The sequence below is a fragment of the Neorhizobium huautlense genome (genome assembly GCF_030811685.1).
Classification (GTDB): Bacteria; Pseudomonadota; Alphaproteobacteria; order Rhizobiales; family Rhizobiaceae; genus Neorhizobium; species Neorhizobium huautlense_A.
In genome coordinates this window covers 1-11649 of record NZ_JAUSRF010000025.1, presented here as the reverse complement: position 1 = coordinate 11649, position 11649 = coordinate 1, and the positions used below count along the sequence as shown (strand labels likewise).

10 protein-coding genes and 1 CRISPR repeat array (1 of these 11 only partly in view) are annotated in these 11649 nt (G+C 59.3%); of the genes, 4 read left to right on the top strand and 6 right to left on the bottom strand.

Going from position 1 to position 11649, the window contains the following annotated elements:
* A CRISPR array of direct repeats spans nt 1-460; the repeat unit is 32 nt; unit sequence GTTTCAATCCACGCCTCCGCGAGGGAGGCGAC (it extends 959 nt beyond the left edge of the window).
* Nucleotides 461-656: 196 nt separating this feature from the next.
* Nucleotides 657-1325 carry a pseudouridine synthase gene (locus J2T09_RS25240; RefSeq protein WP_306839842.1) on the top strand — a complete coding sequence of 223 codons (669 nt, stop codon included), beginning with the start codon at nt 657-659 and terminating at the stop codon, nt 1323-1325.
* 9 nt (nt 1326-1334) lie between these two features.
* Nucleotides 1335-1964: a class I SAM-dependent methyltransferase gene (locus J2T09_RS25235; protein WP_306839841.1), complete on the top strand. Its 630-nt coding sequence runs from the start codon at nt 1335-1337 to the stop codon at nt 1962-1964.
* A 565-nt stretch (nt 1965-2529) separates the two neighbouring features.
* Here J2T09_RS25235 and J2T09_RS25230 read toward each other — a convergent pair.
* The 5 genes from J2T09_RS25230 to J2T09_RS25210 form a co-directional block, all read right to left on the bottom strand.
* Nucleotides 2530-4035, bottom strand: a complete 1506-nt coding sequence (locus J2T09_RS25230) for a DASS family sodium-coupled anion symporter (protein WP_306839840.1) — start codon at nt 4033-4035, stop codon at nt 2530-2532.
* Nucleotides 4036-4168: 133 nt separating this feature from the next.
* A complete protein-coding gene (locus J2T09_RS25225; RefSeq protein WP_306839839.1) occupies nt 4169-4792 on the bottom strand; it encodes a nucleoside triphosphate hydrolase in 624 nt (207 codons plus the stop codon).
* Nucleotides 4789-5607 carry an ATP-binding cassette domain-containing protein gene (locus J2T09_RS25220; protein WP_306839838.1) on the bottom strand — a complete coding sequence of 273 codons (819 nt, stop codon included), beginning with the start codon at nt 5605-5607 and terminating at the stop codon, nt 4789-4791. The genes J2T09_RS25225 and J2T09_RS25220 overlap by 4 nt, the downstream gene beginning before the upstream one ends.
* The gene (locus tag J2T09_RS25215; protein WP_306839837.1) at nt 5583-6662 is read right to left on the bottom strand and encodes an ABC transporter permease; all 1080 of its coding nucleotides are present in this window, start codon (nt 6660-6662) and stop codon (nt 5583-5585) included. Before J2T09_RS25215 ends, J2T09_RS25220 begins: the two co-directional genes overlap by 25 nt.
* Before the next feature lie 97 nt (nt 6663-6759).
* The gene (locus J2T09_RS25210; protein WP_306839836.1) at nt 6760-7785 is read right to left on the bottom strand and encodes a sugar ABC transporter substrate-binding protein; all 1026 of its coding nucleotides are present in this window, start codon (nt 7783-7785) and stop codon (nt 6760-6762) included.
* Nucleotides 7786-8014: 229 nt separating this feature from the next.
* Here J2T09_RS25210 and J2T09_RS25205 point away from each other — a divergent pair, with 229 nt between their 5' ends.
* Nucleotides 8015-9247, top strand: a complete 1233-nt coding sequence (locus J2T09_RS25205) for an ROK family transcriptional regulator (RefSeq protein ID WP_306839835.1) — start codon at nt 8015-8017, stop codon at nt 9245-9247.
* A gap of 99 nt (nt 9248-9346) precedes the next feature.
* Entirely contained in the window at nt 9347-10534 is a 1188-nt protein-coding gene (locus J2T09_RS25200; protein WP_306839834.1) for an aminotransferase, read from the top strand.
* 6 nt (nt 10535-10540) lie between these two features.
* Here J2T09_RS25200 and J2T09_RS25195 read toward each other — a convergent pair whose 3' ends face one another.
* Nucleotides 10541-11023 carry a hypothetical protein gene (locus J2T09_RS25195; RefSeq protein WP_306839833.1) on the bottom strand — a complete coding sequence of 161 codons (483 nt, stop codon included), beginning with the start codon at nt 11021-11023 and terminating at the stop codon, nt 10541-10543.
* Between the last annotated feature and the right edge of the window lie 626 nt (nt 11024-11649).

Sequence of the window (11649 nt, the reverse complement as noted above, 5' to 3'; positions counted from 1 at the left end):
TGGGCGAGATCACGCAGCCTTTCGGGCAGGCCATGTTTCAATCCACGCCTCCGCGAGGGAGGCGACCCATCTGCAGATCGTGTCCGACGTCCTTTTTGCGTTTCAATCCACGCCTCCGCGAGGGAGGCGACGAAAACAAGCGACGCTTTTACCTCGATCGCATCGTTTCAATCCACGCCTCCGCGAGGGAGGCGACTGAGGCGACCGCGTTGCTGACACCGCTCCGCGCGGTTTCAATCCACGCCTCCGCGAGGGAGGCGACCCAAGCCCACATGCCCCACAGCCTGCACCGCTTGTTTCAATCCACGCCTCCGCGAGGGAGGCGACAGGACATCCACGAGCGCATGGCCGGCGTGGTGATCGTTTCAATCCACGCCTCCGCGAGGGAGGCGACCAAAAAGCTGGCCGGCCTGGTGCGCAGGCGCAAGGTTTCAATCCACGCCTCCGCGAGGGAGGCGACTGCCTCTTGATAAACGCTTGTAAAGACGACGCAAGGCGGATTGTTGGCGCGAATGCGCCCAGAAGAAGCACATCGTCGTCAATCGGGCCTGTAATTTCGGATTTTTTCACGATTTCAATAGGCTGGGGCCGGTGCGAACCGTCCGGTATCTCACGGCACGCTTATGGTTCGCGCCGATATGTGATAAAAGGTTGCCATGAACGCGTTCTCCGATATTGCCCCCGTCTATCATCCTCCGATGGATCCTTATCTTTCGCTCCTGCATCAGGACGCGGAGTTTCTTGTTTTCGACAAGCCGAGTGGCCTGTTATCGGTTCCCGGCCGACATCCCGCCCTCACAGACAGCCTGCTGACGCGGGTGCAAAAGCAGTTTCCAAGGGCATTGATCGTGCATAGACTGGATAAGGATACGTCAGGCATCGTGCTGATGTCGCACAATCGCAAGGCGCATGCCTTTGTTGCAACCCAGTTCGAGGCGCGCACGACGCAAAAATCATATGTGGCAGAGGTCTGGGGGCGAATTGAGGGTGAAGAAGGGTTGATCGACCTGCCTTTGGCGATCGATCCTGATAACAAGCCCAGACACCATGTCGACTTCGAACAGGGCAAATCGGCGCAGACACGCTGGCAGGTCATTGAACGCCGTGTAAATACGACGCGTGTTCGTCTGTTTCCCCTGACCGGACGGACACATCAATTGCGCGTGCACATGAAGGCGCTGGGCCATGTCATCCTTGGCGACGAGTTTTATGCCGATGGCGAGGCACTGTCCGCAGCGAGCCGCCTGTTGTTGCATGCCGAGCAATTGACCTTTCGCCGTCCCGACAGTTCCGATGTGACCTTCACATCCCCGGTTCCTTTCTGAGGTCGGCTGATGGCGCAGGATATCGAAAAATCACCGCTGATCGTTGATTTCGTGGGCGGTTCGGTCGGGCACCGATTTCGGTCCGGCGAAGGGCGCGGGCAACCATTGGCGAAAGCCGCCGGTCTTGCCAGCGGCATCACGCCCGATGTCGTCGATGCGACGGCCGGGCTCGGTCGTGACGCCTTTTTCCTCGCCTCACTTGGCGCACGCGTCACTCTGATCGAACGTTCTCCAGACATGCATGCGCGTCTCGCCGAAGGGTTGGAGCGGGCGCGGTTGGAAGGCGGGCGGTATGCCGAGACCGTTTCCCGAATGACGCTGATCAAAGGCGATTCCTGCGATCTGCTGCCACAACTGGCGCCGCAGGTCGTTCTGATCGATCCCATGCATCCGCCACGTGACAAGACGGCTTTGGTAAAGAAGGAAATGCGATTGATCCGCGACATCGTCGGTACCGATCCCGACTCGGCCAGGCTGATGCAGATTGCTCTCGAAAGCGCGCAATATCGCGTCGTCCTGAAATGGCCCTTGCGTGGCGAGCCGATGACTGGAATTCGCAAGCCATCACACCAGATCGTGGGCAAAAGCACGCGGTATGACGTGTTCGTCAATGCGAAGATCCCGACACCGGCATCTTAGAGCACGTCGCAGCCAATCTGCGCCATTCTGCCGGAGCAGGTTTTCGTCAGGGCAGAGGCGATTGGCGAAGGGCATACCTTCAGGTACGTTCGAGCCGATCGCCTCTGATCCTGGCGGAAAGATGCCCGGCCCCTTCGGGGTTGGCTGATACGGGCCGCCTATTCGCTCGGCCGGCTTGGCCGTATGCTTTGGCTACGACGCGCGCCGGCCGAGCGAATATCCGACTCCGTCTAAGCCAACAGAATGGTGCAGATTAGCTGCGACGTGCTCTAGCTCTTGATACCGACGCGCTCGTGCCGTCACTGTCCGGCAACGAGGCCAAACCGGTCAGGAATCCGATCCTCGATAACGGCTTGCTGAATGCCGGCAGTGTCGGCCAGTCAGCGCACAAGATTTCGGACATGGCAGGTTTCAGGTCGTTTATCGTCGAGGTTGGAAGCCAGCCGTGAAAGCGCGTCGCTTGCGATGCACAAGGGCGGAAATTTTGCGAAAGCGATACCGGACATGAAAACGGGGCGACTACGGTTTTCGCAGTCGCCCCATTTTTTCATAAGCGCTCAGACGCTTACCAGTAACCCAGCACCTTCCACCAGATGCCGCCGATGACGGCAAAGATGGTGAGGTTGATCACACACATCACAAAACCCACGCCCCACCATTTGCCCATGGTCACGTAACCGCTGCCAAAAATGATCGGCGAGGTGCCGGTGGCATAGTGGGTCAATGTCATCATGATGCCCGAACCGGCGGCCATCATTAGGATGAAGATGCCGTGATAATCCGCCGGGATGAGCATGACGCCGACGGTAAGGAAGGCGAGCATCATGGCACTGACATGCGCGGTCGTGCTGGCGAACATGTAATGCGCGAAGGTGAAGACCAGCACCAGCACGGCGGCAGTCAGCTGCCAGCTGAGGTCGGCGGCAGTGATCGCGTCCTTCATGCCGTTCGAGAACCAACCGATGACACCCAGCTTGTTCAACTGGTCGGCCATCATGACCAATGCACCGAACCAGACCAACGTATCCCAGGCGCTTTTTTCACCCAGCACATCGTTCCAGTCGATCGTGCCGGTGATCAGCAGCGTGAACAGGCCGATCAGCGCGACGACAGTCGGATCGAGCGTGAAGGCGGGGCCAAAGATCATGGCCGGTACGTTTGCCCAGAGCAGTAGCAGCAGGGCGAAAGTGGCAACCATCACCCATTCCTTTGCCGAGACCGGGCCCATGTCACCCAGTTCCTTGCGGGCATAGGTGACGGCGTCAGGAGTCTTTTTCAGTTCCGGCGGCGAAAGGACATAAAGCACCAGCGGCATAACCAGCATGGCAATGACGCCGGGGATAAACATGGCGAGCGCCCAAGTCACCCAGGTGAGGTGGATCGTGCCGCCGGTTGCCTTGGCGACATATTCCAGAACCAGCGGGTTGGGGGCGGTCGCCGTCACGAACATGGCCGACGAGATCGGGTTGGCGTGATAGTTCACCAGCGCCAGATAGGTGCCGACGCGGCCTTGGGTGCCCTTGGCGGGATCCGAATCGAAGGCATTGGCGATCGATTTCATGATCGGGTGAATGATGCCACCGCCGCGCGCCGTGTTGCTGGGCGTGAACGGCGCCAGAACGAGCTCGCAGAACACCAGGCCATAACCGATGCCAAGCGTGCGTTTTCCCAGAAGGGCGATAAAATAAAGCCCGATGCGGCGCCCCAGCCCGGTCTTTTTGAGGCCGAGCGAGATCAGTACGGCAATGACAATCAGCCAGATCAGCGGATTGGCGAAGCTGCTGAGCGCATCGGCTACCGCACCTTTCGAACTGGGCGAGGTCACCTGCGCCAGCGAGACGATGACGATCGCCATGATGGCCATGACGCCGATCGACATCACCTTCAGGATGATGGCGAGAATGGTCGTCAGAAAAATCGCCAGCATCACCCAGCCGTTTTCATCAAGATCCGATGGAGCGGGTATGGCGAGAAGAGTGAAAAGAAAGACGGTGGTGACGATCGCGGGAATGATGCGAAATGGTACCGCCTGTTTGAAATAGGTAAGAATATCGATCAATCTGGTGGGCATTGCAGTGTCCTCTGGACATTGCGGGGCAATCCCCGCCTCACGTCCTCCCACTGGACTGATGGCATTTTTCGCGCAGCATTTTCTTGATGTTGATCAAGGGCGCAGGGCAATCGTGTTTTCGAAGCCCGAAAAATCAGGACGTCAGCACGTAATCGGCCACACGGCTGTATTCGCGAACGAGGGCACCATTCTTAAGGTCATTATCCTCGGTTTTGGCGCGGGCCGCCGCCTCGGTATAACCGAGGTCCAACCAGCGCTGCATCAACCGCGCCTCCAAGAGTTCGACCGGCGGGGAAATCAGGACGGAAAAATCGAACTGTCCGTCGAGCCCAGACCATGGTGCACGGTTGAGGAGAAGATAGTTGCCTTCGACCAGCACGAAACGGGTGGAGTGTTCAACGATGCGGGCTGCCGCAATGGCAATCTCGCGTGATCGGTCGAAGACGGGGACAAGCACTTCCTGATCGGCCGCCTTCACGGCGCGGACGATATCGAGAAACCCACGCACGTCGAAAGTTTCGGGCGCTCCTTTGCGTGGCAACAAACCTTTTGCCCGCAGCACGCCGTCATCCATGTGAAAACCGTCCATCGGCAGCACTTCGGCGCTTTCGCCCTGTGCCTGCAAGGCCGTGGCCAGTTCATCCGCCAGCGTCGACTTGCCGGCACCTGGCGGGCCGGCGATCGCCACGAGAAAGCGTTTTTTACCGCCCGCACGGTCGATGATCGTGCGGGCGAGATCTTCGGTGGTTGGTGTCATGCGGCAATCGGCTCCGGTGCCTTGGCGCCGGTCATGAAGGCGACGGCATCCGACATCGTATAATCTTTTGGATTGATGACCGTCAGCCGTTTGCCCAACCGATGGATATGGATGCGGTCGGCAATTTCGAACACATGCGGCATATTGTGGGAGATCAGCACGATCGGAATACCGCGCGAACGCACGTCGAGGATCAGTTCCAGCACGCGCCGGCTTTCCTTGACGCCGAGGGCAGCCGTCGGCTCATCGAGAATGATGACTTTTGAGCCGAAAGCCGCAGCGCGCGCTACTGCAACACCCTGACGCTGGCCACCCGACAGCGTTTCCACCGCCTGGTTGATGTTCTGGATGGTCATCAGGCCCAGCTCGGAAAGCTTGTCGCGCGCCATCTTTTCCATGGCGGCATGGTCGAGCTTGCGCAGCACTTTGCCCATGAAGCCCGGTTTGCGGATCTCGCGGCCGAGAAACATGTTGTCGGCGATAGAGAGGGCCGGCGACAGCGCGAGGTTCTGGTAGACGGTTTCGATACCAGCCTTGCGTGCTTCGATCGGCGAGTTGAAGTGGACGAGTTCGCCATCCATGCGGATCTCGCCCTCGTCGGGACGGATGGCGCCTGAGATCGCCTTGATCAGCGAGGATTTTCCGGCGCCGTTGTCACCGATCACGGCGAGGATTTCGCCGGGATAGAGATCGAAATCGGCATTGTCGATGGCGGTGACGCGACCGTAACGTTTGACGAGGTTGCGACCGGTGAGAATGGGGGTTCTTGTATCGATGTTTTCCTGGGGCATCAGCGTGAAGCCTTTCTGATCCATTGGTCGGCAGCAACGGCGACGATGATGAGGACGCCGATCAGGAGATAGGTCCATTGTACGTCGGTGCCGAGCAGGCGCAGGCCGAGCGAAAAGACGCCGACGATCAATGCCCCGAACATCATGCCGAGAATGGAGCCACGGCCGCCGAACAGCGAGATGCCGCCGATCACCACGGCAGTGATCGATTCGATATTGGCGAACTGGCCGGCTGTCGGCGAAACGGAACCGATACGGCCGATCAGTGCCCAGCCGGCCAGTGCGCAGATGACGCCGGAAAGAACGTAGACCGAAATCAGCATGCGCTGCACGTTGACGCCGGAAAGGTCTGCCGCTTCCGGATCATCACCGACAGCATAAAGGTGGCGGCCCCAGGCCGTGTGGTTGAGTACATACCAGAGCACGGCCACCAGCAGGATCATGGCAATCACACCATACGTGAAGACGGCACCGCCAACCCTGAAAGTTTCTCCAAAAAATTGCAGGATCGGCGCATTGGCCTCGATTTCCTGCGCACGGATGGTTTCGTTAGACGAATAGAGAAAATTGCTGGCCAGAACGATCTGCCACATGCCGAGCGTGACGATGAAGGGTGGCAGTTTCACCTTGGCGATCAGTACGCCATTGATGAAGCCACAGAGCGCGCCGGTGATGAACCCGCAGAGAATGGCGAGTTCCGGCGGCAGGCCGTAACGAAAGCTGAACTGCCCCATCACGACCGAGGACAGCACCATGATGGCACCGACCGAGAGATCGATGCCGGCGGTCATGATCACCAGCGACTGGGCGGCGCCGACAATACCGGTGATCGCCACCTGCTGCAGGATCAGCGTCAGTGAAAAGGCGGAGAAAAATTTGCCGCCAAGCGTCATTCCGAACACGAAAAGCGAAACCACCAGCACGATCAGCGATACGGCCGACGGGTTGGAGTGAAGGAAATGACGGAATTTATGAAGGGCGGATGGCTTGTCGTGATCGAAGGACGCGACATCCTTCGAACTGTCCTTGAGCACTTTTTCGTAGTCGTTATGCGGTGTGCTTGCCACTGGCTCGCTCATGAAATCCTCCCGCTTTGTCGTGTTCCCGGTTCAGACCGAGTTGCCGTGGCGAGCCGATGATGTTTGCGTCACCGGCCCGCAAGAATTGGCTAGTGGCTCAGCCCCAGCACTTTTTGAGGCCTTCCTTGGTGTCGATCGACTTGATCGACGGAACGGGCTTGTCGGTGACCAGCGTCACGCCGGTATCGAAAAAGTTCTTGCCTTCGGTCGGCTTCGGCTTTTCGCCGGTATCGGCAAACTTCTTAATCGCCTCGATGCCGAGCGATGCCATCTGCAGCGGATATTGCTGCGAGGTTGCACCGATCGCGCCATCGGCGACGTTCTTGACGCCCGGGCAACCGCCATCGACCGACACGATCAGCACGTCCTTTTCGCGGCCGACCGATTTCAGCGCTTCATAGGCACCGGCCGCAGCCGGTTCATTGATCGTGTGAACGACGTTGATGGTCGGATCCTTCTGCAGAAGGTTTTCCATCGCCGTGCGGCCGCCTTCTTCATTGCCGTTGGTGATGTCGTGACCGACGATGCGTGGGTCGTCCTCATCACCGATCTTGTTCGGATCCTTCGGATCAATACCGAAACCGATCATGAAACCCTGGTCACGCAGAATGTCGACGGAAGGCTGCGACGGCGTGAGGTCGAGGAAGGCCACCTTGGCATCCTTGGCGGCATCGCCCAGCGTATCCTTCGCCCACTGGCCGATCAGCTTGCCGGCGAGCAGATTGTCGGTGGCAAAAGTCATGTCGGCGGCGTCGATCGGTTCCAACGGCGTGTCCAGCGCGATGACCAGCAGGCCGGCATCGCGGGCCTTCTTCAGGTTCGGCACAATACCCTTGGTGTCGGACGCGGTGATCAGGATGCCCTTGGCGCCATCGGCGATGCAGGTCTCGATCGCGGCCACCTGGCTTTCTGAGTCACCATCGATCTTGCCGGCATAGGATTTCAGCGTGACGCCGAGTTCCTTGGCCTTGGCGGTAGCACCTTCCTTCATTTTTACGAAGAAGGGGTTGGTATCGGTCTTGGTGATCAGGCAGGCGGACACATCGGCAGCCTGTGCCGGTGCCGCAAATACGACGCCAAGCGCCAGTGCCCCGAACGACAGGGACAATACGGATTTTTTCATGATCTCCTCCCAGAGACAAAGTCCGCAAGCCGCGGACGGGTTCGATGTGAATGCAGGCCGGATTGAGCCCCATCGAGATCAGACGCCTCCTCCAGACATCCCTGCATCCTCGCGATTTGCATAATCGCAAAACAAAACCGCCTGTCAATAATTAATTCCGATTGAATTATTTATTCCATCTTGTTATGCTGTGTCCGGCGTGAGAGAGCGAAGGCAAGGGAGGTGCTGGATGTCGATCACCGATGGCCCGCTTGCCGGGCCTGCTGCTTCCGCCGGTTTTTCCGGCGGCTCCAACCAGACGCGGGTGCGCGCCTATAACGAGCGGCTTGTCCTGTCGCTGGTGCGACTGCATGGTGCCTTGTCGAAGGCGGATATTACCCGGCTCAGCGGCCTGTCGGCGCAGACGGCCTCGGTCATCATGCGCGCGCTGGAAAAGGACGGGCTGCTTTTGCGCGGCGAACCCTTGCGCGGTCGTGTCGGCCAGCCATCGGTACCGATGCGGCTCAATCCCGATGCGGTCCTGTCCTTCGGTGTAAAAATCGGCCGTCGCAGCGCCGACCTCGTGCTGATGGATTTTGTCGGCAACGTCCGCAAGCGTTATCACGAGACCTATGCCTATCCGCTGCCCCAGCAAATTCTGCGGATCATCACGAACGGCCTTGCCGATATCGAAAAACAGATAAGCGCAGAAGAACAGGCACGCATTGCCGGCATCGGCATTGCCGCCCCCTTCGAACTGTGGAACTGGGCCGATGAAATTGGTGCACCGTCCGGCGCCATGGAAGTCTGGCACGGCGTCGATCTGCAGGCCGAAGTGGCGGCCCGAGTTGCGCATCCGGTCTATCTGCAGAACGATGCGACAAGCGCCTGCGGTGCCGAACTGGTGTTTGGCGTCGGCCCCACCTATCCGGATTTCATCTATCTTTTCATCGGCTCCTTCATCGGTGGTGGTATCGTGCTGAATTCCAGCATCTTTTCCGGCCGTACCGGCACGGCCGGCGCCGTCGGCCCACTGCCGGTGCGCGGAAAGAACGGCGAGAACCGCCAGCTTCTCGATATCGCCTCGATCTTCGTTCTGGAAAACATGCTGCGCGAGCGGGGCGTCGATCCGCAGCCACTCTGGTATTCCGCCGATGAATGGGTCGATTTCGGCGAGCCGCTGGAACTGTGGATCCAGGCAACGGCGGCGGCTCTGGCGCAGGCCATCGTGGCCGCCGCCTCGATCATCGATTTTGGTGCCGCCGTCATCGATGGTGGTTTTCCGGCCTGGGTCAGGAAACGTATCGTTACCGCAACGCTCGAAGCGGTCGCGAGGCTCGACCTGCGCGGCGTCGTCATTCCCGATATCATAGAGGGCAAGGTCGGTTCACAGGCGCGTGCCATCGGCGGCGCCAGCCTGCCGATCTTTGCGCGATACCTGACCGATCAGTCCGTCCTCCTCAAAAATGTCAGCGAGACTTGAGGCTTTCAATTTTCCCGATGCCGTTGCAAGTTGGCAAAGCTGGCGGATGATGGTTGTCGCGCGGCAGGCCCGGATTGCGGCCAACAAAAAGGGGAAACCATGAACGACATGCCGGCACCGCTTGCCTTCAATCCATGGGTCGAACAGTTGGCGCCGCCACCGATCCCGGCTGTGCAGGCAAGCCTCAAATCCTATGGTGGTGCTGCAGGACCGGTCATCGATCTATCGCAGGCTGTTCCCGGTTATGCACCCCATCCCGATCTGTTGCGCTGGCTGGGAAAAACGGCGAGCCGCGCCGATCTGTGCGGTTATGGCCAAATCCAGGGCGAGACGGTTCTACGCAACGCTTTTGCGGACGATCTCAATCTCGCCTATCAGGCAAATGTGTCTGTCGAGGATGTACAGATCACTGCCGGCGGCAATCAGGCGTTTTTTGCCGTGGCATTGGCTCTGGTCCGGCCGGGTGACGAGGTCATTCTCATCCGCCCCTATTATTTCAACCATGAAATGACCCTGCGCATGCTGGGCGTCGACGTAAAGGTCGTGGATGCCAATCCGCAGGCCGGTTTCGTGCCGTCGATCGAGGCGGTGGAAGCTGCCGTGACTTCACGCACACGCGCCGTGTTCGTGGTGACACCCAACAATCCGACTGGCGCCGTCTATCTGCCGGCGTTTCTCGATGCGCTCTATGACCTCTGCCATTCACGCGGCATCTTTGTCATAACCGACGAGACCTATCGCGATTTCTTATCCGCCGGTTCCGGTCCGGCTCACGCCCTGTTTTCCAAAACCGGCTGGCGTGACGGCTTCATCCACCTCTACAGCTTTTCAAAAGTGTTCTGCATTCCCGGCCACCGTCTCGGCGCGATCGTCTGCGGAGGCAGGGCGATGGCGCAATTGCAAAAGGTGATGGACAACCTGCAGATCTGCGCCCCGCGCCCGGCACAACACGCGGTCGCCGAGGCCTTGCCGACGCTCACCGAATGGCGACGGAACAACACCACAATTATCGACGAACGGCGGCAGGCATTTCAGACGGTCATCGAAGGACGGGATGGCTGGTCGATCGTCTCGATCGGTGCCTATTTCGCCTATCTGCGGCATCCATTCCCTGATCGCGATGCGATGGATGTGACCCGCTGGATGGCCGCCGAGCATGGCATTCTCATGCTGCCCGGCACATGTTTTGGCGATAACCAGCAGGCCTTTGTTCGTGCCGCCTTTGCCAATGTCGGCATCGACGCCATAAGATCCCTGACGGATCGGCTGCCAGTCGCGGCGGCCTGACCGGTCTCAGCCTTGCTTGCGAAGCCAATCATCGAGCGCTGCAACGACAACCAGTCTCAGGCTGGCATTTTTGGCAAGCGCGCGTATCAGTGACCGCCCCTCGGACGGAAAGCCGGCTTCCTTCATCACCTGGATCGGTGAGAGGTTTCGGCGTTTCATGATGGCTTCGATCCGCCTCACGGTCTGCGGCAGCAGATAACGGCCATTGGCGATCAGAATTGTTTCCACCGCGGCGGATGCAGCCGTTTCCGCCGGAACGCTACGGCTGGCGCCGATCTGCGCCAGAAACCGACCGCGTTCCTCGGCATTCGCCTTGCCCCACGCCTTCAGCAGCTTTTCCGCCGGCGTCGGCTTGGTGGCAATCCCGGCCTTGACCAAAGCCTTTTTCAGCGAGGGAATACGCCCTGCGACAAGCTCGGCATGGATGTCCGGAAACTCTTTCTTGAGGCGCAGTCCGGCCTGAGACTGGCGCTTTCGGGTTTTCGGCATCGACGCTCCTGTGCTTTCACGGGTTTCCATTAAAAGCTCAACCGTCTCAAAGCCACGGGCAAATCAGAAATCCACGCCGTAATCCGTTTAAACCATGATCGCGGCAGCATGCTTCAGTTCGACACATGCTGCCGCGAAGAGTTGACGGCCGCACGATCGCGACCTGTACCACCAGATCGTAGTTTCGATCCACGCCTCCTCGAGGAGGCGCGCCCCTCACCACCCTCCACACGGACGGCACACCGGTTTCAATCCACGCCTCCTCAAGGAGGCGACATCCTCACAGAGCTGCGATGAACACGTCCCGCACGTTTCAATCCAAACCTCCGCGAGGAAGCGACCACACAAGCTCGCCGACCACGGCACCCAGGCCGCCGTTTCGATCCACGTCTCCTCAAGGAGGCGACCGCGATCGGCACAACGATCTGCAGGAGGGTTTTGTTTCAATCCATGCCTCCGTGGGGAGGCGACCGGCGGAGTTCATTATTCGACTGGCCCATCCCGTAGTTTCAATCAACGCCTCCGTGAGGCGGCGTCAGACTGCTGACAAACCCCTGGCTGGTCCAGGGGTTTTGTGATTCACTGGGTCATGTTGAAGAAACCTGCTCCCGAACAGACGGCTCTCG